General features: G+C 73.7%; 22 protein-coding genes. 15 read left to right on the forward strand and 7 right to left on the reverse strand.

The window, feature by feature from the left end; all coding sequences use genetic code 11:
- Positions 1-113: 113 nt before the first annotated feature.
- Positions 114-506, reverse strand: a complete 393-nt coding sequence (locus ACZ4FH_RS10920) for a nuclear transport factor 2 family protein (RefSeq protein ID WP_450887893.1) — start codon at positions 504-506, stop codon at positions 114-116.
- A gap of 70 nt (positions 507-576) precedes the next feature.
- Here ACZ4FH_RS10920 and ACZ4FH_RS10925 point away from each other — a divergent pair, with 70 nt between their 5' ends.
- Positions 577-1,155: a PadR family transcriptional regulator gene (locus ACZ4FH_RS10925; protein WP_467303867.1), complete on the forward strand. Its 579-nt coding sequence runs from the start codon at positions 577-579 to the stop codon at positions 1,153-1,155.
- A gap of 17 nt (positions 1,156-1,172) precedes the next feature.
- Here ACZ4FH_RS10925 and ACZ4FH_RS10930 read toward each other — a convergent pair whose 3' ends face one another.
- Entirely contained in the window at positions 1,173-2,102 is a 930-nt protein-coding gene (locus ACZ4FH_RS10930) for a DUF6807 domain-containing protein (protein WP_467303868.1), read from the reverse strand.
- On the reverse strand, positions 2,099-3,250 hold the full coding sequence (locus ACZ4FH_RS10935) for a Gfo/Idh/MocA family protein (protein WP_467303870.1): 1,152 nt from the start codon (positions 3,248-3,250) through the stop codon (positions 2,099-2,101). Before ACZ4FH_RS10935 ends, ACZ4FH_RS10930 begins: the two co-directional genes overlap by 4 nt.
- A gap of 243 nt (positions 3,251-3,493) precedes the next feature.
- Here ACZ4FH_RS10935 and ACZ4FH_RS10940 point away from each other — a divergent pair, with 243 nt between their 5' ends.
- A complete protein-coding gene (locus ACZ4FH_RS10940) occupies positions 3,494-4,789 on the forward strand; it encodes an alpha/beta fold hydrolase (protein WP_467303872.1) in 1,296 nt (431 codons plus the stop codon).
- Between the two features lie 48 nt (positions 4,790-4,837).
- Here the strand turns inward: ACZ4FH_RS10940 and ACZ4FH_RS10945 are convergent, their stop codons facing one another.
- On the reverse strand, positions 4,838-5,410 hold the full coding sequence (locus ACZ4FH_RS10945) for a rhodanese-like domain-containing protein (RefSeq protein ID WP_467303873.1): 573 nt from the start codon (positions 5,408-5,410) through the stop codon (positions 4,838-4,840).
- Between the two features lie 167 nt (positions 5,411-5,577).
- Between ACZ4FH_RS10945 and ACZ4FH_RS10950 the strand changes: the two genes are divergently transcribed.
- The 3 genes from ACZ4FH_RS10950 to ACZ4FH_RS10960 all read left to right on the forward strand — a co-directional run bounded on the left by ACZ4FH_RS10950 (position 5,578) and on the right by ACZ4FH_RS10960 (position 7,609).
- Positions 5,578-5,853 (forward strand): metal-sensitive transcriptional regulator, encoded by a 276-nt coding sequence (locus ACZ4FH_RS10950; protein WP_467303874.1) that lies wholly within the window; start codon positions 5,578-5,580, stop codon positions 5,851-5,853.
- An 89-nt stretch (positions 5,854-5,942) separates the two neighbouring features.
- Entirely contained in the window at positions 5,943-6,674 is a 732-nt protein-coding gene (locus tag ACZ4FH_RS10955) for a PIG-L deacetylase family protein (protein ID WP_467303875.1), read from the forward strand.
- 101 nt (positions 6,675-6,775) lie between these two features.
- Positions 6,776-7,609 (forward strand): enoyl-CoA hydratase/isomerase family protein, encoded by an 834-nt coding sequence (locus tag ACZ4FH_RS10960; protein WP_467303876.1) that lies wholly within the window; start codon positions 6,776-6,778, stop codon positions 7,607-7,609.
- A 20-nt stretch (positions 7,610-7,629) separates the two neighbouring features.
- Here the strand turns inward: ACZ4FH_RS10960 and ACZ4FH_RS10965 are convergent, their stop codons facing one another.
- Both ACZ4FH_RS10965 and ACZ4FH_RS10970 read right to left on the reverse strand, forming a co-directional pair.
- Complete coding sequence (locus ACZ4FH_RS10965; protein ID WP_467303877.1) at positions 7,630-8,547, reverse strand: SDR family oxidoreductase; 918 nt, start codon at positions 8,545-8,547, stop codon at positions 7,630-7,632.
- 10 nt (positions 8,548-8,557) lie between these two features.
- On the reverse strand, positions 8,558-8,704 hold the full coding sequence (locus ACZ4FH_RS10970) for a hypothetical protein (protein WP_467303878.1): 147 nt from the start codon (positions 8,702-8,704) through the stop codon (positions 8,558-8,560).
- Between the two features lie 10 nt (positions 8,705-8,714).
- On the opposite strand from ACZ4FH_RS10970, the gene ACZ4FH_RS10975 reads away from it, so the two are divergent.
- The 8 genes from ACZ4FH_RS10975 to ACZ4FH_RS11010 all read left to right on the forward strand — a co-directional run bounded on the left by ACZ4FH_RS10975 (position 8,715) and on the right by ACZ4FH_RS11010 (position 19,003).
- The gene (locus ACZ4FH_RS10975) at positions 8,715-11,387 is read left to right on the forward strand and encodes a beta-N-acetylglucosaminidase domain-containing protein (protein WP_467303879.1); all 2,673 of its coding nucleotides are present in this window, start codon (positions 8,715-8,717) and stop codon (positions 11,385-11,387) included.
- A gap of 173 nt (positions 11,388-11,560) precedes the next feature.
- Entirely contained in the window at positions 11,561-12,529 is a 969-nt protein-coding gene (locus ACZ4FH_RS10980; RefSeq protein WP_467303880.1) for an NADPH:quinone oxidoreductase family protein, read from the forward strand.
- Positions 12,526-13,713 (forward strand): acyl-CoA dehydrogenase family protein, encoded by a 1,188-nt coding sequence (locus ACZ4FH_RS10985; protein WP_467303882.1) that lies wholly within the window; start codon positions 12,526-12,528, stop codon positions 13,711-13,713. Before ACZ4FH_RS10980 ends, ACZ4FH_RS10985 begins: the two co-directional genes overlap by 4 nt.
- Entirely contained in the window at positions 13,710-14,834 is a 1,125-nt protein-coding gene (locus tag ACZ4FH_RS10990) for an acyl-CoA dehydrogenase family protein (RefSeq protein WP_467303884.1), read from the forward strand. Before ACZ4FH_RS10985 ends, ACZ4FH_RS10990 begins: the two co-directional genes overlap by 4 nt.
- 155 nt (positions 14,835-14,989) lie before the next feature.
- A complete protein-coding gene (locus tag ACZ4FH_RS10995) occupies positions 14,990-15,874 on the forward strand; it encodes a phosphatidylinositol-specific phospholipase C/glycerophosphodiester phosphodiesterase family protein (RefSeq protein ID WP_467303885.1) in 885 nt (294 codons plus the stop codon).
- 188 nt (positions 15,875-16,062) lie between these two features.
- Positions 16,063-16,257, forward strand: coding sequence for a hypothetical protein (locus tag ACZ4FH_RS11000; protein WP_383636109.1), 195 nt, complete (start codon positions 16,063-16,065; stop codon positions 16,255-16,257).
- A gap of 229 nt (positions 16,258-16,486) precedes the next feature.
- Entirely contained in the window at positions 16,487-17,215 is a 729-nt protein-coding gene (locus ACZ4FH_RS11005; protein ID WP_467303886.1) for a hypothetical protein, read from the forward strand.
- A 171-nt stretch (positions 17,216-17,386) separates the two neighbouring features.
- A complete protein-coding gene (locus ACZ4FH_RS11010) occupies positions 17,387-19,003 on the forward strand; it encodes a hypothetical protein (protein WP_467303888.1) in 1,617 nt (538 codons plus the stop codon).
- A gap of 85 nt (positions 19,004-19,088) precedes the next feature.
- Here the strand turns inward: ACZ4FH_RS11010 and ACZ4FH_RS11015 are convergent, their stop codons facing one another.
- Positions 19,089-19,406, reverse strand: coding sequence for a hypothetical protein (locus tag ACZ4FH_RS11015; protein WP_383636117.1), 318 nt, complete (start codon positions 19,404-19,406; stop codon positions 19,089-19,091).
- A gap of 348 nt (positions 19,407-19,754) precedes the next feature.
- On the opposite strand from ACZ4FH_RS11015, the gene ACZ4FH_RS11020 reads away from it, so the two are divergent.
- Both ACZ4FH_RS11020 and ACZ4FH_RS11025 read left to right on the forward strand, forming a co-directional pair.
- Positions 19,755-21,152, forward strand: a complete 1,398-nt coding sequence (locus ACZ4FH_RS11020) for an APC family permease (protein WP_467303890.1) — start codon at positions 19,755-19,757, stop codon at positions 21,150-21,152.
- A gap of 79 nt (positions 21,153-21,231) precedes the next feature.
- Positions 21,232-22,056 carry a PepSY domain-containing protein gene (locus ACZ4FH_RS11025; protein WP_467303892.1) on the forward strand — a complete coding sequence of 275 codons (825 nt, stop codon included), beginning with the start codon at positions 21,232-21,234 and terminating at the stop codon, positions 22,054-22,056.
- Positions 22,057-22,112: the final 56 nt, after the last annotated feature.

Below are 22,112 nucleotides of genomic sequence, written 5' to 3' on the forward strand. Positions count from 1 at the left end.
CCGGACATCCGCCCTTCGAATCAACCGCACGCTCCGCGGCCCCGCAACCGCCGGAACGGCCCGGCCCGCCCGGAAGCGCACCCGCGAAGCCGGGGCCCGGTCCGGCCGGCGGCTCAGCCCGCCGCGGCCTCCCGGCCGATCTGCTCGAACCGCTCGCCCATGGCCGCCGCGAGCGCCTGCGCGGCCGACAGCGGGCGCACCATCACCTTCAGCGCGTCGATCTCGCCCGCCTCGTTCATGTGGAGGAAGTCGCAGCCGTTGATCTCGCGGTCGCCCACCCTGGCCACGAACTCCAGCGCGTGGTCGCGGCCGTCGGCGCTCGCCATCTCGCGCACATAGCGCAGATCCGTGAAGACCTGGGAGACCGCGCGCAGGATGGCCGCGGTGAGCGGACGGCCCGCGTACGGCGTGAACGCCACCGGGCTCGTGAAGACCACGTCCTCGGCCAGCATCGCCTCGATCGCCCCGAGGTCGTCCGCCTCGGCGGCCCTGCGGAAGGGGTGCATCTGCGCTCCATTGGTCAACTAATTGAATAGGTGTGCATGAGATTAATCGTGCCGCTGATAGCCTGTCCAGATGTCTCTGAAGTACGCGGTCCTGGCGGCGCTGCTGGAGGGCGAGGCCTCGGGCTACGACCTGGCGAAGGTCTTCGACGTCTCCGTGGCGAACTTCTGGTCGGCCACCCCGCAGCAGCTCTACCGCGAACTGGACCGGCTGGCCGAGGACGGTCTCATCAGCGCCCGCGTCGTCGAGCAGGAGCGCAGACCCAACAAGCGGGTCTTCACCCTCACCGGGGCCGGACGCGGCGATCTGGCCGCCTTCACCTCCCGCGCGCCCCGCCCGACGGCCATCCGCGACGAACTCATGGTCATGACCCAGGCCCTGGACGGCGGGGACCCCGAGGCGGTCCGCGCCTCGATCGGGGAGCGCATGGAGTGGTCGCGCGCCAAGCTCGCCCGCTACGACCGGCTGCGGGAGCGGCTGCTCGACGGCCGCGACGAGGAGACGTACCTCGCGGGGGCGGACCGTGTCGGCCCCTATCTCACGCTGATGCGCGGACGCGCCTTCGAACAGGAGAACCTGCGCTGGGGCGAACGCGCCCTGGCGGTCCTGGAGCGCCGCGCGGCCGCGGACGCCGGAGCGCCCCGGGGCTGAACCCCGGGGCCCGCCGTTCACCAGGCGAGCGCGGCCAGCCCGCTCGCGATCCGCTCCCGGTCCCAGGCCGCGTCCGCGACCACCACCCGGTAGCGCCGGGTCAGCGTGGCGCCCGGCGCCAGCACGAGCGTGTCGTGGAACGCGAAGGACGGGGCCACCGCGGCGAACGGGTCGTTGCGGACGAACCAGTGCGCGGGATGCTCCCCGCCGGCCCCCGTGTGGTCGTTCTCCGGGGCGTGCGCGAACACCAGCGTCGCGTGCCCGTCCGCCCCGTCGAGCTCACCCCGGAACGCCAGCCACGGCGCCTGCGCGCCCATCACCCCCGGCCCCTCGCCGTCCGGCGTCAGGACCGTTCCGTCCCGGAAGGCGCGCGGACCGCGCCAGAACAGCCCGGTGTACCCCGCCGCGCTCCGCCCCTCCGTGGTCGGACTGCCGAACCGCAGCGGCTCGGCCCGACGGTTGGTGACCGAGAACGACCAGGTCAGGGCCCAGCACCCGGATTCCGGACGCACATCGTGCACCTCGATCCGCCGGGTCTCCTCCGCCCACAGCGCGCCGTCGTGCGGATGCCAGGTCAGCCGCTCGGCGACCGTGGCCCGGTCCGCCGTCACCATCACCTCGTCGAAACCGCGGTGCGCCATGGAGCCGACCCGCTCGGGCAGCGGCAGATACCCCTCGCCCCGCACATAGGTGTTGCCGCCCCACAGGTTCTGCCCCGACAGCTGCGAGGCGGTCATCTGGAGCCCCTTGTGCCAGCGGTGGTCGTGGGGGCGGTAGCCGGTCACCGTGTGGCCGGCGAGGGTGCGCAGCGGATGGATGTACGGCTTCGGCGCCTCCCAGGCCGTCTCGGGCCGGTACACGTACCGCAGGAGTTCCACCCCGGTGTCCGCGCACGCCACCGCGAGATGGTCGCCGTGCCGGTGCGTGAGCTCCAGCCGGGCCGTCACGCCTCCGCCCCCGCCGTGCCGGGCGCCCAGCCGGGCGCGTTTCCGTGCAGGGCGCTGTAGTACGGGTCGCCGGGGCCGATCTCGCCCGCCCGTACGGTCCCTCCGGTGAACGCGGCCTTGTACAGCGCCGCCACCAGCTCCAGGCTGGTCCGGCCGTCGGCGCCGCTGCTGCGGGGGCGGCGTCCGGACCGGAAGTCGGCCAGCAGGCCGCGCAGTTGCGCCTCGTGCGAGCTGGGCACATCGGTCCCGAAGTCCTGCCAGCGGGCCGCCTCCGCGGGAGCGACCCCGGGGGCCGGGGTGATCCGCCAGTCCGCGTTGCGATGGCCGTACAGATGCGTCAGCTCCACCGTGGCCCGCTCGCAGTCGATCCGGATCCGGCTGACCTCGTCCGGGCTGAGGACGCTGTTGACGACGGTGGCGAGCGCGCCGCTCTCGAACCGGACCAGCGCCGTGGAGACGTCCTCCGTCTCGATGGCGTGGACCAGCCGGCCGGCCATCGCCCGGATCTCCGTCCACGGGCCGAGCAGGTCCAGCAGCAGATCCGTCTGGTGGATGCCGTGGCCCATCGCCGGGCCGCCGCCCTCGGTCTCCCAGCGCCCGCGCCACGGCACCGCGTAGTACGCCTCGTCGCGGTACCAGGTGGTCTGGCAGTGCACGACCAGCGGCCGGCCGAGCGCCCCCTGCGCGAGCAGCGCCCGCACATGGTCGGAACCCGATCCGAACCGGTGCTGGAACACGATCGCCGCGAACGGGCCGCCGCTGTCCGCGCCCTCCGCCGCCTCGATGGCGTCGAAGTCCTCCAGCGAGGGGCACGGCGGCTTCTCGCACCACACCCAGGCCCCGGCCCGCAGCGCGGCGATGGTCTGGTCCCGGTGGAAACGCGGCGGGGTGCCGAGCGTGACCAGATCGGGGCGCTCGCGCGCCAGCATCCTCTCCAGATCCGTGTACGGGCGGCCGGAGGCGGCCTCCGCGCAGAACGACTCCGCGGAGGCGGCGTCGACGTCGACCCCCGCGACGATCTCCAGCGGGTACTCGGCCGACAGCGCGCGGAGCGCCGGCAGATGGCTGACGCGCGCGATGGCCCCGGTCCCGACGACCGCGACCCGGACCGGCCCGCTGGGGGAAGCCTGGCTGGGCGTGGCAAACACCTCCACGGTGAAGGGGGCGCCCACCGGATAGCAAGCGCTTTCTCCCGGGGGAAACCTAGGCTCTGGCCATCGGTCCGGTCAAGGTTCGCCCTGGCCGGCGGCGGCGCCGCGCGGTCCGGGGGCCTGGCCGGCGGGTACTCCGGTGCGCCGGGGAGGGAGCCGGACGCGGGTGACCGGCCCGGGGCCGCCCCGCCCGGGGGCATGTGCTGAACTGTCGGGGAACCATCGATCCAGGAGCACCCCGTGAACAGCTACCGCCAGCCCGGCCTCGTCCTCACCGACCGGCACTTCACCGTGCCGCTCGACCACGCCGACCCCGGCGGTGAGCAGATCGAGCTGTACGGCCGCCAGGTGGTGTCCTCCTCCCGGGTCTCCGAGGACCTGCCGTGGCTGCTGTACCTGGAGGGCGGGCCGGGCTTCGGCGCCCGCCGGTTCAGCGGCGCGGAGGCGTGGCTGGGGCGGGCGGTGCGGGAGTTCCGCGTCCTGCTCCTGGACCAGCGCGGCACCGGCCGGTCCACGCCGGCCAACCGCCAGACGCTCCCGCTGCGCGGCGGCCCGCGCGAGCAGGCCGACTACCTCGCGCACTTCCGGGCCGACAGCATCGTCCGCGACTGCGAGCTGATCCGGCCGCAGCTGACCGGCGGCGCCCCGTGGACCGTCCTCGGCCAGTCCTTCGGCGGGTTCTGCGCGGTCCGCTACCTCTCGGCCGCGCCCGAGGGCCTCAGCACCGTCCTGATCACTGGCGGTCTGCCCTCGCTCGACGCCCACGCCGACGACGTCTACCGGGCCGCGTACCCGAGGATCGAGCGCAAGGTCGCCGCCCACTACGCCCGCTACCCCCAGGACGTCGAGCGCGCCCGCGCCATCACCGCGCACCTCGCCGAGCACCGCCCCGAGAGCGCCGGACACCGGCTGACGCCCGAGGCCTTCCAGTCGCTCGGCATCCTGCTCGGCGGCGGCAGCGGAAGCCACCAGTTGCACTACCTGATGGAGAACGCCTTCGTCACCACCCCGCACGGCACCGAGCTGTCCGACGCCTTCCAGGAAGCCGTGCGCACCGCCACCTCGTTCGCCGGCCACCCGCTCTACGCGCTGCTGCACGAGGCCATCTACGGACAGGACGAGCGGCCCACCGGATGGGCGGCCGAGCGGGTGCGCGCGGAGTTCCCGCAGTTCGACGCGGAGGCCGCGCTCCGGGGCGACGGACCCGTGCTGTTCACCGGCGAGAGCATCCACCCCTGGCACTTCGACGTCGACCCGGCCCTGCGTCCGCTGCGCGAGACCGCCGGACTGCTCGCCGACCGCACCGGCTGGGAGCCGCTGTACGACGCCGGACGCCTCGCGGCCAACGAGGTGCCGGTGGCCGCCGCCGTCTACCACGACGACATGTACGTGGACACCGCCCACGCCCTGCGCACCGCCTCCGCGATCCGGGGGCTGCGCACCTGGGTCACCGACGAGTTCGAGCACGACGGGCTGCGGGCCGGCGGGCAGAGGGTGCTGGACCGGCTGCTCGCCCTGGTCCGCGACGAGATCTGAGACGGACACCCCCGGGACGCCGTCCCGGGGGCGGGTCCGCCGGAATGCTCAGCCCTGGAGGGCGAGCAGCGTTGCGTCCAGGTCGCCCGCCGTACGCGGGGCCCGGTTGTGCGGCAGCTTCGACAGGGCCGCGGCCATTCCGCAGGTGTTGGTCACGGCGGAGAAGACGAGACCGGAGCCGATCCCGGCCGCCAGCCAGCGTGCGGCCGGGTAGCGCGTGCCCGCCAGCAGTCCGGCCACCACGAGGGAGCCGGCCGCGAGCCGCACCTGGCGCTCCATCGGCCAGGTGGCCCGTGCCCCGGCCGGGCGGTGCAGGTCGTGGCCGTCGCCCTCCCACGCCGAGGTGCCGCCGTGCAGCGTCACCGCGTCGATGTCGGCGGCCGAGAGGATGTCGCAGGCGCGCGTGGAGCGCACACCCGAGGCGCACACCACGAGCAGCGAGCCGCGGGCCGAGGCCGACTTGAGCGCCGGCACCGCCTCGTGCAGCCGGTCGAGCGGGATGTTCAGGGCGCCGGGGACATGCCCCGAGGCGTACTCGCCGGGGGCGCGCACGTCGATCACGGTGAACTCCGCGAGACGGGCGGCGGCCTGGGCGGGGGAGAGGGACACGGGGCTGGGCACGTGCGGTGATTCCTTTCTGCTCCGGTGGGGGACGGAGTCGCGGCCCGCGGCGCGGATCACGCCCCGCGAGCGGGTCCGGGGGTCCGGCCCGATCGGGACGAAAGGCCCTGGGCCGGTTCTGTCCCGCACGGGCTAGAATACCCCTTGGGGTATGAAATGGAGGATGTGTGGAACTCGACATGGCGGCGGCCGAACTCAAATCGGTGCTCAACCGTCTGCGCCGCGCACAGGGCCAGCTCACCGGCATCATCAGGATGATCGAGGAGGGCCGGGACTGCGAGGACGTCATCACGCAGATGGCGGCCGTCTCGCGGGCGCTCGACCGGGCCGGCTTCGCGATCATCGCGACGGGGCTCCAGCAGTGCATGGCCGACGGCGCGGAGCCGGCGGACCAGGACCAGATGCGGGCGCGGCTGGAGAAGCTCTTCCTCTCGCTGGCCTGAGGCGGCGGGCGGCCGTCCTGTCCTACGGCACCGCGACCGGCGTGCGCGCCACCCGCCCCGCGCCCGGTCACGGTACTAGCGTGCCGTGCATGACCGAGCAGCTGAAGCCCATGCCCGAGGACTGGCAGCGCGCCCTTGCCGTCGTCGCCCATCCCGACGATCTGGAGTACGGCTGTGCCGCGGCCGTCGCGCACTGGACGGACGGCGGGCGCGAGATCACGTACCTCCTGGCCACCCGGGGCGAGGCCGGGATCGACACCCTCGATCCGGAGCGCTGCGGGCCGCTGCGCGAACAGGAGCAGCGCGCGAGCGCGGCGGTCGTCGGCGTTTCCCGGGTGGAGTTCCTGGACCACCGCGACGGGGTGATCGAATACGGCGTCGGGCTGCGCCGCGACATCGCGGCGGCCGTGCGCCGGCACCGCCCGGAGCTGGTGATCACGCTCAACCACCGCGACACCTGGGGCGGTGTCGCCTGGAACACCCCCGACCACCGCGCGGTCGGCCGCGCCACCCTGGACGCGGCGGGCGACGCGGGGAACCGCTGGATCTTCCCGGAGCTGGCCGAGCAGGGTCTCGAACCCTGGGACGGGGTGCGCTGGGTGGCGGTCGCCGGATCCTCGACGCCCACCCACGCAGTCGACGCCACCGACGGCCTGGAACGGTCCGTGCGCTCGCTCCTCGCCCACCGCACCTACATCGAGGTGCTCACCGACGAGGAGCCCGAGACGTACTGCCGGACGTTCCTCACCGGCACCGCGCAGGCGGCCGCCGAACGCTTCGGGGGCCGTCCGGCCGTCACCTTCGAACTCTTCGCCCGCTGACCCCGCCGGACTCGCAGCCCTCTGGCCCCCGTCGCGCCCCGGTCGTACGCTGAGCGGCACACCAGGACCTGACGGGGTGTCAGGAGGGCGGGAGGGGTGGCGTGCTGGACATCCTCGACCACGAGATCCCGGAGGGGGAGGAGCGTCTCACCCTGCGGGTGGAGAACGGGATCGGGCTGCTGACGCTCTGCCGGCCCGACCGGCTCAACGGCTGGAGCTGGGAGTCCAGCCGGCAGCTCGGCATCATGGCCGACCGCATCCGTTTCGACGACGCGATCCGGGTGGTCCTGCTGCGGGGCGAGGGCCGGGCGTTCTGCGCCGGGATCGATGTCACCGCGCCCGGCGGCGGCATCACCGGCCGCTCCCCGGCCGAACGCACCCAGCGCTTCTACGAGGGCATCCGCTGGGTGCACGAAAGGTTCGCCGCCTTCGCCGGGCTTCCGCAGCCGGTGATCGCCGCCGTACAGGGCTACTGCCTCGGATTCGGCTTCGAACTCGCCCTGATGGCGGATGTGCGCATCGCGGCCGACGACGCGGTGTTCGCCCTGCCCGAGGCCGGGATCGGGGTCGCCGTGGACGCGGGCGGCGATCTGCGGATCGCCCGCGACGCGGGAGCCGGCTGGGCGAAGTACCTCGCGCTCACCGGCCGCCGGATCGACGCGCCGACCGCCGAACGGATCGGCCTGCTCCAGGGAGTCACCCCGCCCGGGGAGCTGGAGTCCACCGCCCGCGCCCTCGCCGAGGAGGTGGCCGCCAACGCTCCGCTCGCCGTGCGCCAGATCAAGCGCTCCGTCGACGCGTACGCGGACGACGGCATCGCCCGGACCCTGGACCGCACGGCCCTGGCCGCCGCCCTCACCCTCACCTCGCGCGACGCGGCCGAGGGCTACGCCGCGAAGGCGGCCCGCCGGCCCCCGCGCTTCGAGGGCACCTGACGCCGCCGGTTCGCGCACCCCTACGCGTCACCGGGCGGTGCGAACGGACCCCGCCCCAGCTGTTCGCGCACCGGCACCACGGGCGGGGCGACCAGGGAGCGGCGTTGCCAGTTCGCGCCGTCGACCACCAGCGAATGACCGGAGACGAATCCGGCGTACCGGGAGGCCAGGAAGGTCGCCGCCCAGCCGAGCTCCCTCGGCAGGCCCACGCGCAGGGCGGGCTGCCGGGCGCCGAGGGCGTCCTCGCCGCCGTCGTCGCGGTCGAGGTGGGAGCGGATCGCGCTCGGCATGTCCGCGTGCGGCATCAGCCCCGGCACCAGGCCGTTGACCCGGATGCCGTACGGACCCCACTCCACGGCCAGGGTCTCCACCAGGTTCTTCACCCCGGCCTTGGCCGCCGCCGAGTGCGCGTACCCGGGGCCGCCCGTCCAGGCGTACGAGGCGCCGACGCAGACGACCGACCCCGGGGTCCCCGCCGCCAGATGGCGGCGGCCGAACTCCCGGCTCATGAACCAGGTGCCGGTCAGCGTGATGTCGAGCACCGCCCGCCAGGCGTTCGGGGACAGGTCCTCGGCTGGGGAGGGGAAGTTGGCCGCCGCGTTGTTCACCAGCACATCGGGCGTGCCGAGGGCCGCGCCGGCCTCGTCGAACACCTCCGTGATGCGGTCCGGGTCGCGGATGTCGGCGCGCGCGGTGAGGACCCGGCCGGAGGTGAGCGGCTCCAGCTCGCTCCGCGCGGCGGCCAGCCGGCCGGTGTCGCGGCCCACGAGGACGAGATCCGCGCCGAGCCGGGCGAACTCCGCCGCGACGGCCTTGCCGAGGCCCGATCCGCCGCCGGTCACCAGGACGACGCTGCCTTCGTACGTCCCGGCCGGCAGGGCGCTCGCACCGAGCGGGGGAGGGGCGGGGAGTCCGGGCGTGCGCATGCGCTCCGTCATGGCCGTATCCCTACTCCATCCGCTGGCAGAACACCAGGACTTCGCGGCAAAAGACCAGGTCGGCGCGCTGATGTTGTCCAGACCATTGACATGCAAGCGCCAGGATGTTGAATTCGGTGTCGTTGTGTTGCGCGTCTCTGGTGACTTCAGTGCCCATGGAGGATTCTGTGACACCTCGCCCACCCCGACTCACCGCCACCGCCCTGGCGGCGGCCCTCCTCGCCGGAGGTCTCCTGGCCGCCGGACCCCCTGCCCTGGCGGCCGGCCCCGCCGCACCCGCGACGGCGGACGCCGCCGCCCGCACCACCCCGGACATCGCCCCCACCCCGCGGTCCGTCACGCACCGATCCGACACGGTCACCCTCACCCCCACCGTCACCCTGGTGACGGGGGCCTCGCCCGACGGCCCGACGCTCGACGTGGTGACCGCGGCCCTCCGCGCGGCCGGTGCCCAGCGCGTCGTGCGCGCGACGAGGCCGGCCCCGGGCGGGCTCAACGTGTACATCGGCGACCCCGCCGCCCTCGGCGCCCTGGACCTCGAAGGCCCCGGATCCCTGCCCGCCGAGGGGTACGTCCTCGGCATCGGCGCCGGGCGCGTCGTCCTCGCGGGCAAGGACACCACCGGTACGTACTACGCCGCCCAGACGCTCCGCCAGGTGCTGCCGCACCGCCGGACGCCCGGCGCGCGGATCGCCGGACTCGCCGTGCGCGACTGGCCGGGCACCGCGCTGCGCGGCGTCATCGAGGGCTTCTACGGCACGCCCTGGTCCCACGAGGCGCGCCTGGACCAGCTCGACTACTACGCCGAGCACAAGATGAACATCTACGTCTACTCCCCGAAGGACGACGCCTACCTCCGCGAGAAGTGGCGCGACGCCTACCCCGCCGACGCCCTGGCACGGATCGAGGACCTCACCGACCGGGCCACCCGCCGCCACGTGGAGTTCACCTACGCGCTCTCGCCCGGACTCTCGGTCTGCTACAGCTCCGACGCCGATGCCCAGGCGCTGGTCGACAAGTTCCAGTCGATGTGGGACATCGGCGTACGCACCTTCGCGGTGCCGCTCGACGACATCAGCTACACCGACTGGAACTGCGAGGCCGACCGGGCGAAGTGGGGGACCGGCGGCGGTGCGGCCGGAGCCGCCCAGGCCCATCTGCTCAACCGCGTCAACCAGGAGTTCATCGCCACCCACCCCGGTGCCGAACCGCTCCAGATGGTCCCCACCGAGTACTACAACGTCTCCCCGTCCCCGTACAAGGCGGCCCTGTCCGAGCAGCTCGACCCCGATGTGCTCGTGGAGTGGACCGGGGTCGGAGTGGTCGCCCCGACTATGACGGTCGCTCAGGCCGACGCCGCCCGCTCGGTGTTCGGGCACCCCATCCTCACCTGGGACAACTACCCGGTGAACGACTACGCCACCAACCGGCTGCTGCTCGGCCCGTTCAACGGCCGCGAGAAGGGGCTGCCGGGCCGGCTGGCCGGGATCACGGCCAATCCGATGATCCAGCCCTACGCCTCCAAGCTCTCGCTGTACACCGTCGCGGACTACTCCTGGAACGACGCCGCGTACGACCCGCGCACCTCTTGGGGCAAGGGCCTGAAGGAGTACGCCGGCGGCGACGCCCGCACCGAGAAGGCCCTGCGCGCCTTCGCCGACGCCGGCTACAGCTCGGCGCTGAACACGCAGAAGGCGCCCGAGCTCTCCGCGGAGATCGCCGCCTACTGGAAGTCCGGAGACGCGGGCCGGCTCTCCTCCGTCCTGAACACGCTCGGCTCCGCACCCGCCGTGCTCCGCGCCGGACTCGCCGACCGAGGCTTCCTCGCCGACGCCGGGCCGTGGCTGGACGCCACCCGGGCCTGGGCGACGGCCTCGGACACCGCCCTGCGCATGGTCGAGGCGGCCCGCGCGGGACAGGGCTCCCGCGCCTGGCAGCTCCGCCAGGAGCTGCCGGCACAGGTCGAGCGCGCCGAGTCCTTCACGTACACCGGACTCGACGGGCGCGCGGTGCCCGTCCTCGTCGGGGACGGGCAGCTCGACGGCTTCGTCACGGCGGCCCTCGCCGAGCACGACCGGATCCTGGGGGTGAGCGGGCGGCCCACCGCGTCGACGAACCTCGGCACGTACCAGACCAACACCGTCGGCCGGATGCTCGACGGCGACGACTCCACGTACTTCTGGAGCGACGGCGCGCCCGGCGTGGGCTCGCAGATCACCGTCGACCTCGGGCGCGTCCGGGAGTTCGGCGGCGTCACCCTCGCCATGGGCAAGCCCGGCAGCACGGAGGACTATCTGCACGCCGGAGTGCTGGAGTACTCGGCCGACGGACGGGAGTGGACGGCCCTCACCGACTTCTCCGGCCGCCCCGAGGTCACCGCGACCGTGCCCGGGGGCACCGAGGCCCGCTATGTACGGGCCCGGTCCACCGCTGCGCAGGACAACTGGCTCGTCGTCCGCGAGTTCCGCGTGGCCACCGCCGACGGCGCCGTCACCGGCAACCCGCCGGCCGCCGCCGGATCCGCGCTGAAGGCGGCCGCCGACGGTGATCCTGCCACCGTGTACACGGCGGCCCGACCGCCCGAGGAGGGCGAGTTCCTGGACGTCGGTCTCGCCGGGGCGCGGCCGGTCGGCTCCGTCACCGTGCTGCGGCCCGCCGGAAGCGGGGCCGCCGCCGACATCCAGCTGCGCGGCGCCGACGGCGGCTGGACGACCGTCGGCCCGCTCGGCGGCGCGTACACGAAGGTCGCCACGCCGGGCCGGAGCGCGGACGCGGTCCGGCTGCTCTGGCACGGCGGATCCGCGGCACCCCGGATCGCGGAGATCGTGGTCGCCGAGTAGCGCCCGCACCGCCTCCGCGCGCCCGGTCCCGCCCCGCCTCCACGGGGCGGGGCCGGGCGCACCCGTGTGCGGATGGGCCGAATCGATGGCCGCGGGTTGTTCCCACAGAGGCAAGCGACCGCTTAGTATGCGCCGGAGCAGTGGTAATGCCGACAGTGTTGTGGAGGCCCCTCATGCAGGCATGGCGAGTGCACCGGAACGGTGAGCCGAGCGAGGTGATGACCCTGGAGGAGACGGAACGCCCGGTGCCCGGCGACGGCCAGGTGCGCGTCGACGTCCTCGCGGCGAACATCAACTTCCCCGACGCGCTGCTCTGCCGCGGCCAGTACCAGGTACGCCCGCCGCTGCCCTTCACCCCCGGTGTGGAGATCTGCGGACGCACGGAGGACGGGCGCCGGGTGCTCGCCACCCCCGCCCTGCCGCACGGCGGATTCGCCGAGGCCGTCGTCGTGGACGAGGCGGCCCTGCTGCCCGCCCCCGAAGCCCTCGACGACGCCCAGGCGGCGGCGATGCACATCGGCTACCAGACCGCCTGGTTCGGCCTGCACCGCAGGGCCCGGATCCAGCCCGGCGAGACCCTGCTCGTCCACGCGGCGGCGGGCGGCACCGGAAGCGCCGCCGTCCAGCTCGGCAAGGCCGCCGGCGCCACCGTCATCGGCGTCGTCGGCGGCCCGGAGAAGGCGAAGGCCGCCGCCGAGCTCGGCTGCGACCTCGTCATCGACCGGCGCACCGAGGACATCGTCGCCGTCGTCAAGGAGTCCACCGGCGGACGCGGCGCCGACGTCGTCTACGACCCCGTCGGCGGCGACGCCTACGCCAAGTCCGTGAAGTGCATCGCCTTCGAGGGCCGCGTGGTCGTCGTCGGCTTCGCCAGCGGCCACATCCCGGCCCCGGCCCTCAACCACGCCCTCGTGAAGAACTACTCCGTCCTCGGACTCCACTGGGGCCTCTACAACACCAGGGACCCGCAGGCGGTCCGCGACTGCCACCGCGAACTGAGCCGGCTCGCCGACGAGGGCGTGGTCATCCCCCTCGTCAGCGAACGGGTCCCCATGGCCGGGGCGGCGGCCGCCGTCCAGCGCGTCGCCGACGGCACCAGCACCGGCCGCATCGTCGTCCTCCCGTCAGGAGCCGCCCGATGACCGCACCCGACGCCGCCGGACTGCGCCGCCGCACCCGCGAACTGCTGGCCGCACACCCCCCGGCCACCACCGAACGCACCGACTTCCTCAAGGCGCGCTTCGACGCCGGACTCGCCTGGGTCCACTACCCCGCCGGACTCGGCGGACTCGACGCGCCGCGCTCGCTCCAGCCCGTCGTCGACGCCGAACTCGCCGCGGCCGGAGCCCCGGACAACGACCCGCGCCGCATCGGCATCGGACTTGGCATGGCCGCGCCCACGATCCTCGGCTTCGGCACCGACGAACAGAAGCGGCGCTTCCTGCGCCCCCTCTGGGTCGGCGAGGAGGTCTGGTGCCAGCTCTTCAGCGAACCGGGAGCCGGCTCCGACCTCGCCGCCCTCGGCACCCGCGCGGTGCGCGACGGCGAGGACTGGGTGGTCGACGGACAGAAGGTCTGGACGTCCAGCGCCCATCTGGCCCGCTGGGCGATCCTGATCGCCCGCACCGACCCGGACGTGCCCAAGCACCGCGGCATCAGCTACTTCGTCTGCGACATGACCGACCCCGGCGTCGAGGTGCGCCCGCTCCGCCAGATCACCGGCGAGGCCGAGTTCAACGAGGTGTTCCTGACCGGGGTCCGCATCCCCGACAGCCACCGGCTCGGCCCGGTCGGCGAGGGCTGGAAGGTCGCGCAGACCACCCTCATGAACGAACGCGTCTCCATCGGCGGAGCCCGCATCCCGCGCGAGGGCGGCATGATCGGCCCCGTCGCCCGCACCTGGCGCGAACGCCCCGAACTGCGCACCCACGACCTGCACCAGCGGCTGCTGAACCTCTGGGTCGACGCCGAGGTCGCCCGCCTCACCGGGGAACGGCTGCGCCAGCAGCTCGTCGCCGGACAGCCCGGTCCCGAGGGCTCCGGCATGAAGCTCGCCTTCGCCCGGCTCAACCAGGAGATCAGCGGACTGGAGGTCGAACTCCTCGGCGACGAAGGGCTGCTGTACGGCGACTGGACGATGCGCCGGCCCGAACTCGTCGACTTCACCGGCCGCGACGCCGGCTACCGCTACCTCCGCTCCAAGGGCAACTCCATCGAGGGCGGCACCAGCGAGGTACTGCTCAACATCGTCGCCGAACGCGTGCTCGGCCTCCCCGCCGAACCGCGCAACGACAAGGACGTCGCCTGGAAGGACCTCTCCCGATGACCGCACCGACCGCACCCCACGCGGCGCCCGACCTCCTCTACTCCGAGACGGAGGAGGACCTGCGGGCCGCCGTCCGGGCGCTGCTCGCCGACCGGTGCGACGCGCCCGGGGTCATCGCCCGCACCGAGACCGACACGCCGTACGACCCCGCGCTGTGGAAGGCCCTCGCCTCCGACATCGGCGTCGCGGGACTGCTGGTCCCCGAGGAACGGGGCGGCCAGGGTGCCGGCCCCCGCGAGGCCGCCGTGGTCCTGGAGGAACTCGGACGCGCCGTCGCCCCCGTCCCGTACCTGACCAGCTCCGTCGTCGCCACCGGGATCCTGCTGGCGCTCGACACCGCGGACGGCCCCGCGGCAGCGCTCCTCGCCGACCTCGCCGAGGGCCGGCGCACCGCCGCGCTCGCCGTCCCGTTCTCCACCGCACCGGCCGACACGCCGATGTGGGACGCGCCCCTCGACGGAACACGCGGACCGGTCGCCGACGCGGCCACCGCCGACGTCCTCCTGGTGCCCGCCGCCGACGGCCTCCACGCCGTGGCCACCGACGCGGCCGGCGTCACCGTCACCCCGCTCGTCCCGCTCGACCTGACCCGCCCGCTCGCCGAGGTCACGCTCGACGGGGCCGCCGGAACGCTGCTCGCGGACACCGCGACCGCACGCGCCGCGGTGGAACGCGGGCTCCTGGCCGGAGCCGGACTGCTGGCCTCGGAACAGCTCGGACTCGCCGAGTGGTGCCTGACCGAGACGGTCCGCCACACCCGGGAACGCCACCAGTTCAACCGCCCCGTCGGCTCCTTCCAGGCGCTCAAGCACCGGATGGCGCAGCTCTGGCTGGAGGTCGTCTCGGCCCGCGCCGCGGCGCGCAACGCCGCCGACGCCCTGGCCACGAACAGCCCCGACACACCGCTCGCGGTGGCCGTGGCCCAGGCGTACTGCTCCCGCGTCGCCGTCCACGCGGCCGAGGAGTGCGTGCAGCTGCACGGCGGCATCGGCATGACCTGGGAGCACCCCGCCCACCTCTACCTGAAGCGGGCCAAGGCCGACGCCACCGCCTTCGGCACGGCCGGCCGCCACCGCGCCGCGGTCGCCGCGCTGACGGACCTCCCGGCCCCCACCGCGTAGCCGGACCGGGGAACCGGCCACGACGGACGGAACGCGAAGGGAAGCACGGGCGGCGAACCGGACAACTCTCCCCGGTTCGCCGCCCGACGGCGCGGCGGCGCTCCCATACTCGGTCGCGTCCGCCCGTCCGGCACGCCTCGCAACCGGGAGAGTCCATGGCGTTCCCCACTCGTCGTCACCTCGTCACCACCGCACTGGCCACCGCCGCCGCGGGCGCCGTCGTACCGCTGTCGGCGGCCACCGCCGGCGCGGCGCCCGCGCTCCCGTACACCCCCGGGCCGCGGCCGCTCCGGCGCGCGCACGCCCACAACGACTATCTGCACCCCCACCCCCTCCACGACGCCCTGGACCAGGGGTTCACCAGCGTGGAGGCCGACATCTTCCTCGTGGACGGGGAACTGCTCGTCGCCCACGAGGCCACCGGGCTCGACCCGGCCCGCACCCTGCGCGCGCTCTACCTCGACCCGCTCCTCGCCCGTGTCGCGGCCCGGCACGGGAGCGTCTTCCCGGGCGCCCGCACCCCGCTCCAGCTGCTCATCGACATCAAGACGGACGGCGCCGCCGCCTACCGTGAACTCGACCGCCAACTGCGTTCCTACCAGCGCATCCTGACGGGCTATCGGAACGGCCGGGTGCGCCCCGGCGCCGTCACCGCCGTCATCTCGGGGGACCGGACCGCCCGCGCGCCGATGGAGGCCCAGCGGGTCCGCCACGCCTTCTACGACGGCCGGCCCGAGGACCTCGGAACCGCCGCCCCGGCCTCGTTCATCCCGCTGATCAGCACCAGTTGGACCGGAGCGTTCGGCTGGCAGGGCGACGGCCCGATCCCGCCCGCCGAACGGGCCGCGCTGCGGGACTTCACCGACCGGGCGCACCGCGCCGGACAGCGCGTCCGCTTCTGGGCCACGCCCGACGCGCCCGGACCCCAGCGGGAGGCGGTCTGGAGCGAACTGCTGGCGGCCGGGGTCGACCACCTCAACTCCGACGACCTCGCCGGGCTGGCCCGCTTCCTGCGCACCCACGAGGGCCCCGCGCGCTAGAACACCTGTGCGTCGGGCGAGCCCGCTTCCGGACCGCCCGGCGCACGCGGCCGCACCCCTACCCACCGGGCCCCACATCCCTCGCAGCCTTACCCGTTTGGCGTACACGCCAGTGCGCCGGATGGCCCCTCCGCTCCGCCACACTGGCGCCGAATGCCGCAATTCCGGCGCGGCGAAGGAGGTTGGCCATGGCCATTTCGATCTCAGTGGTGCTGCTTCTGCTGATCCTCGCGGTGATCTTCCTGCGCAACGGCGGGCTGAAGTTCTCCCATGCCCTGGTCTGCGCCCTCCTCGGGTTCTTCCTCGCGGGCACGAGCATGGCGCCCACCATCCACGAGGGGATCACGGCCACCGCGGACCTGGTCAGCGGCATCCGGCCCTGACTCCACGGCCGGTCGGTTCCCGCTACGGGAACGGGCGGAACCGGCCAATCCCGTTCGGCCGGTGGATCATTACGGCCGGGAGTGCTGCTCATCCGGTCGCACCGGGACGCGGGACGGAATGGTGTGCCACGGTCCGGCGGGGGCGCGGGCCGGACCGGACCGCGCCCCCGCCCGGTGGGACGACACGGCCGCCGGCGACGCACCGAAGCCGGTCCCGGAGCACACGGCCATGTCCTTCTCCCTACCCGGACGCGGTCCGGGCGCCGCCCACCACGAGCACTGCGTGAGCAGCCGCTGCTGCCGCTGCCAGCAGCGGCCCTGGACGACCGACGCCGGCGGCGAGCGGCTGTGCGGACTCTGCGCCTCCTGCTGCCGGGAGTGCGGCCGGGCGCCCGCCCCGCATCTGGACGGCCTCGACAACGGACTCTGCGGCGACTGCCGCGGACTGTGCGTCCGCTGCGGAGCCCGCCTCCCGGCCGACGGGGACTGCCCCTGTCCGCGCCGGCGGCTCCCGGGCGCCGATCCGGTCGGTTACGTCCTGCGCGCGCTGCCGCCCTCCCTGGCAAGGGAGTTCCGGGGCCGCTTCCCGAACGAGATCGTCGGCCTGGTCCGCCACCAACTCGGCCGGCGCACCCCGGACCAGCTCCTCGACCGCGTCGAACGCCGATGGAACGCCCGCTGGTCCCACGCGCTCCGGGAGACGGACGACGCCGGGCACCGCCGTTGGCGGCCGCTCGACATCGCCGAACAACTGCTCCGGCCGGGACTGTGCCCCGAACCGGCCTGCGAGGACGGCCGGCTGCTCACCGCCGACGCCCCCTGCCCGCGCTGCGCGATCCCCCTGCACCGCTTCGTGCCGGGACAGGCCGACCGCAGGGCCGGAGCGGAGCGGGCGCGCACGACCGCGGCCGCGATCCGGCGCGAGATGCTCGACCGCCGTACGGGACGGCCGCGTTGAGGCACCAGCCCCGGGCGGATCGCGTGGCGGGCCGCCGGGACGGTCGACGGTCCGGACGCGTTGCACCCCCGTGAAGCGCCCATGAAACCTGCCGCGTTTCCATGGACACCTCACGGGGTCGGTTCTAGCGTCGGGCGCCGGTGCGACCCAGCCCCCCGACCGAGGAGTCCGATGCCCGCGCTGCCCCAGCCGCCCCGGCTGTCCCCGCCGTCCCGCAGCAGATCCTTCCGCGCCACCGCCCTGGTGCTCGCGCTGTGCGCCTGGGCCTTCACGATGTCCGGTGTCCCGGCCGGTGCGGCCGACATCCCACGGGCCCCCGGACACCGGCTCGTCAGCGACTACGAGGGCGCCCCGGCGACCGCCGCGCCGGTGCCCGGACGCCCCGCGCCGCAGCACCCCTTCCTCGCCCCGAACGGCCGCAACGGCATGCACGCCGACGCGGCGGGCAGCGGGACCCACCCGTACTCCGGTCCGCTCGGCCGGTCCCCCCAGGTGGACAGCGAACAGATCGCGCCCCTGGGCGGGGAGTGCGCCACCGCCACCTTCGACGCGGCGGGACGGCTGATCACGGTCTGCGGCACGTTCACGGGATTCCTGCTCAAACTGCTCGACCCGCGTACCCTCGACACCCTCGCCGAGTACAAACTGCCGCAGCGTTCCTCGACCGTCGAGGCCATCACCCGGCTGGACTTCTCGAAGATCTTCAAGGACACCTCGGGCGGCGCCTACTTCTACCTGGACGACCGGGACCGGGTGGTGCTGGCCGACTCCCGCCAGCACATCCAGCGCATCGCCCACGAGCAGGCGGCCGACGGCAGCTGGCGGTTCACCGTCACCGACGACTGGGACCTCACCGGACAGGTGCCCCACGACTGCGTCAGCTGGACCAACCTCTACCCGAGCGGCACCTGCGACCCCGTCACCTCGGTCATGCCCGACTGGCAGGGCCGCGTCTGGTGGGTGACCAGGCTCGGCCGCGTCGGCACCGTCGACCCGAGCACCGGAACCGTCCGCTCGGTCCGGCTCACCGGCGAGGAGATCCAGAACTCCTTCTCCGTGGCCGAGGACGGGGTGTCCATCGTCACCGACCACGCCCTCTACAGCTTCGCCGCGACGGACGACGGCACCCCGCGCGTCCAGTGGCGGGAGACGTACGACCGGGGGACCGGCACCAAACCCGGCTCGGTGAACCAGGGCTCGGGCACCACCCCCGACCTCTTCGGCGACGGTGACGCCTATGTCGCGATCACCGACAACGCCGACGACCGGATGAACGTCCTCGTCTACCGCCGCGCGCCCGGGATCCCCGAGGGCGAGCGGCTCGTCTGCAAGGTCCCCGTCTTCGGCTCCGGCGCCTCCACCACGGACAACTCCATGATCAGCTGGGGCAACAGCCTCGTCGTCGAGAACAACTACGGCTACGAGGACGTCACCACCCTCCTGCTCGGCCGCAGCGTCGTCGGCGGCGTGGCCAGGATCGACGTACGGCCCGACGGCAGCGGCTGCGACACGGTGTGGGAGAGCGCCGTCCGCTCGCCCTCCACCGTGCCCAAGCTCTCCACCGCCAACGGACTCCTCTACTTCTACGAGAAGCAGCCCAACGCCCTCGGCATCGACGCCTGGTACCTGACCGCCGTCGACTACCGCACCGGAGCCCGCCGCTGGTCCAAGCTGACCGGCACCGGACTCGCCTACGACAACAACTGGGCGCCGGTGACCATCGGCCCCGACGGGACGGCGTACGTCGGCGTCTTCAACGGCATCGTGGCGGTCCGCGACAGCGGGTGATCCCGCGCGGACCACGCACGGGTGCCCGTACGCGACCGCGTACGGGCACCCGTGCATTGTGCGGGGGCCGGGGGAGTCCCGGCGGCTACTCCGCGGCCGGTTCCCCGGCAGGGAGATCGGGGCCGGGCCGGGCGAAGGGGCCCGTGGCCCGGTCGCCCTGTCTGACGGCTTCCACCGCCGCCTCGTGCAGCGTCCGGCTGGCCTCCTCCGACGGACACGCCACCGGGCTGCCCGCCATCGTGAACCAGTCGGCCGCTCCGGTGTACTGCACGGTGATCTGCGCGGAGCCGTCGGCCCACGTGGTGTGGACGGTCAGGTCGCCCGAGAGCGGCCCGACCTCTTCGGTCAGCACGCCGCCGTGCCCCGAATACACTCCGCGCGTCGTCCAGGAGGCCCAGGTCATGCATCCAGGCTCGCACCGATGACCGCATACCGCGACCCGCCGGAGCGGATTGCCCTCCATCACGCGGGCGGGTGCGAGGAGCGGGTGGAACCGGAGGAAACTTTTGCCCGGCGGGCGCTGCGGTTCCCGCAGTGGCCGATCCCTTTGTGTCCACCCGATCTTGGCCGCAAACCGTCGACGGCGGCGATCTTGACGACGGATTCCGAAGGAAAACCCCTATTGACCTGCGGAACGCGTCGGTATTGCATGGCGCGACGGGAGCCCCGGAACCCATCCCTCACACCGTTGTCCGGAGGCGATACCGCTCCCGCGCTCAGTCACCGCACCTGTTGATCGGAACCCCGCTCGATGACCGACACGCTCAGCGCTCCCCAGGCGCTCGCCCCCGCGACCGGCCCCACCCCGCAGAAGCTCAGGCGTTCCATCGGCGTCGTCGGAGGAACCCTGCTCACGCTCTCGTGCGTGACCCCCGCCTCCACGCTCTTCGTCGTGGTGCCCGACCTCTTCTCCACCCTGGGCACGTACACCGCGCTGACGATCGCCATAGGCTCGCTGCTCTGCGTCGCGGTCGCCTTCTGCTACTCGGAACTGGGCACGCTGATCCCCAGCGCGGGCGGCGAGTACGCCATGGTCTCGACGATGGCCGGACGGCTGGCCGGCTGGCTCGTGTTCGTGCTCTCGCTGCTCGTCGTGATGATCGTGCCCCCGGTCATCGCCATGGGCACCGCCGACTACCTGGCCCCCCTCGTCCACATTCCCGCCGCCCCGGCCGGTGCCGGCGTCATGCTGCTCGCCACCCTCGCCGGACTGCTCGACCTGCGCGCCAACGCCTGGATCACCGGCGTCTTCCTGGTGCTGGAGGTCATCGCGGCGGCCGTCGTCGCCGTCCTCGGCTTCGCCCACACCGAACGCGGCGCCTCCGCGCTCGTCCACGGAACGGTCGCCTCCGAGCACGGCACGACCTCCACGGTCACCGCGATGATGGTCGTCTCCGGTCTCGCCATCGCCCTCTTCATCACCCAGGGCTTCTCCACCGCCGTCTATCTGTCCGAGGAACTGGAGAACCCGCGCCGCACCGTGGCCCGCACCGTGCTCGCCACCCTCGCCATCTCCAGCGCCGTCATCCTCGTCCCGGTCATCGCCCTCACCCTGGGCGCCCCCGACCTCGCGGCGCTGACCTCCGGCGACCTCGGCTCCATGGTCGAGGCCTGGTCCAACTCGGCGGTCGGCACCTTCGTCAGCCTCTGCGTCGCCCTCGCCATCATCAACGCGGGCATCGTGATGGTCATCCAGAACTCCCGCGTGCTGTTCGCCTCCGCCCGCGACAAGGCTTGGCCCGCCCCCGTCAACACGGCCCTGTCCCGGCTCGGCCGCTTCGGCTCGCCCTGGGTGGCGACCCTCCTCGTCGGCGTCCCGGGCGCCGCCCTCTGCTTCGTCAACCTGGACACCCTGTACGGCGTCACCGGTGTCTCCGTCACCGCGATGTACCTGCTGGTGGCGGTCGCCGCCCTGCTCTGCCGGCGCGGCGCCCACCGCACCGCCCCCGCCTGGCGCATGCCCCTGTGGCCGGCCGTGCCGGTGCTGCTCATCCTCGTCCTCGGTTACGTTCTGACGCAGCAGGACGCCGTGTACCTGCTCTGGACGGGCGGGATCACCGCCGCCGCCACGCTGTACTGGGCCCTGTACCTGAGGCCCCGCCGCGCCACCCGGTGGCTGGTGAGCATCCCCGACGACACCCGCGGATGAGCGCCCTCGCGCGGTTGATCGGGTGACTCCGGGCGGTGATGCGTCATGACGGACCGCCACGGCGGTTAGGCATCCCGGCATGACACGTCACTCCCCACCGAAGACCACCGGGACCCCGCGCCGCCACCGCCTCCGGGCGGCCGGAGCCGCGGGCGTCCTGCTGGCCGCGGCCCTGCTGACCGGCTGCGGCCAGGACAGCGGCGGCTCCTCGTCCACCGGCACCGCGACCTCGGAGGCCGCCCGCGCCGTCCCGGAGCGGACCGCCACGGCCTCGATCAGCGCGAAGGCCTCGGCCGCCGCCTCGATGACCAAGGACATGAAGGACCGCAAGACCCTGCTCGACTCCACCAAGGTCACCTTCGACACCGCGGTGACCACGGCCGAGGGCGCCGTCTCCGGCGGCAAGGTCGTCGAGCTGGACCTGCGCGGTCCCGGCAAGTCCGACGACGACACCGACCGCGAGCAGAGCCCGTCCCCCGGGACGACCGCCAGCCCCTCGCCCACCGGCACCGCGGCCTCACCGACCGGCGCCAGCCCCTCGCCCGCCCCCACGGGCCCGGAATGGGTCGCCACCGTCGCGGTCAAGGACGGCACCGAGCACATGGTCCGCATCGACGCGGTCTCCGGCAAGGTGATCCAGAACGTCGAGGAGCCCGGCCAGGACGCCGCCGAGAAGAGCCGCACCGCCGAGCGGCTCACCCAGGCCAAGCAGACCGTCCAGCAGGCGGTCAAGGCGGCCACGGACAAGCAGAAGGGCACGGTCACCTCCGCCGAGCTCGACGAGAACGACAAGAACGTCCTCGTCTGGTCCGTGGACGTCGTGGACAAGGCCTGGCGCGAGCACACGCTCGACATCGACGCCGCCACCGGCGCCGTGACCTCGGAGAAGACCGACGACGACTGACCCCCGCCGTCCGTACGCACCCCGATGCCCCCGGTACGCACGGACCGGGGGCATCG

This window comes from Streptomyces sp. NPDC024555 (assembly GCF_055559335.1).

What these genes read in the sequence shown, in the direction of transcription:
- ACZ4FH_RS10920 (WP_450887893.1), bottom strand. Translation starts at nt 506, where the DNA reads ATGCACCCCTTCCGCAGGGCCGCCGAGGCGGACGACCTCGGGGCGATC.
- ACZ4FH_RS10925 (WP_467303867.1), top strand. Translation starts at nt 577, where the DNA reads ATGTCTCTGAAGTACGCGGTCCTGGCGGCGCTGCTGGAGGGCGAGGCC.
- ACZ4FH_RS10955 (WP_467303875.1), top strand. Translation starts at nt 5,943, where the DNA reads ATGACCGAGCAGCTGAAGCCCATGCCCGAGGACTGGCAGCGCGCCCTT.
- ACZ4FH_RS10965 (WP_467303877.1), bottom strand. Translation starts at nt 8,547, where the DNA reads ATGACGGAGCGCATGCGCACGCCCGGACTCCCCGCCCCTCCCCCGCTC.
- ACZ4FH_RS10970 (WP_467303878.1), bottom strand. Translation starts at nt 8,704, where the DNA reads ATGGGCACTGAAGTCACCAGAGACGCGCAACACAACGACACCGAATTC.
- ACZ4FH_RS10980 (WP_467303880.1), top strand. Translation starts at nt 11,561, where the DNA reads ATGCAGGCATGGCGAGTGCACCGGAACGGTGAGCCGAGCGAGGTGATG.
- ACZ4FH_RS10985 (WP_467303882.1), top strand. Translation starts at nt 12,526, where the DNA reads ATGACCGCACCCGACGCCGCCGGACTGCGCCGCCGCACCCGCGAACTG.
- ACZ4FH_RS10990 (WP_467303884.1), top strand. Translation starts at nt 13,710, where the DNA reads ATGACCGCACCGACCGCACCCCACGCGGCGCCCGACCTCCTCTACTCC.
- ACZ4FH_RS10995 (WP_467303885.1), top strand. Translation starts at nt 14,990, where the DNA reads ATGGCGTTCCCCACTCGTCGTCACCTCGTCACCACCGCACTGGCCACC.
- ACZ4FH_RS11000 (WP_383636109.1), top strand. Translation starts at nt 16,063, where the DNA reads ATGGCCATTTCGATCTCAGTGGTGCTGCTTCTGCTGATCCTCGCGGTG.
- ACZ4FH_RS11005 (WP_467303886.1), top strand. Translation starts at nt 16,487, where the DNA reads ATGTCCTTCTCCCTACCCGGACGCGGTCCGGGCGCCGCCCACCACGAG.
- ACZ4FH_RS11010 (WP_467303888.1), top strand. Translation starts at nt 17,387, where the DNA reads ATGCCCGCGCTGCCCCAGCCGCCCCGGCTGTCCCCGCCGTCCCGCAGC.
- ACZ4FH_RS11015 (WP_383636117.1), bottom strand. Translation starts at nt 19,406, where the DNA reads ATGACCTGGGCCTCCTGGACGACGCGCGGAGTGTATTCGGGGCACGGC.
- ACZ4FH_RS11020 (WP_467303890.1), top strand. Translation starts at nt 19,755, where the DNA reads ATGACCGACACGCTCAGCGCTCCCCAGGCGCTCGCCCCCGCGACCGGC.
- ACZ4FH_RS11025 (WP_467303892.1), top strand. Translation starts at nt 21,232, where the DNA reads ATGACACGTCACTCCCCACCGAAGACCACCGGGACCCCGCGCCGCCAC.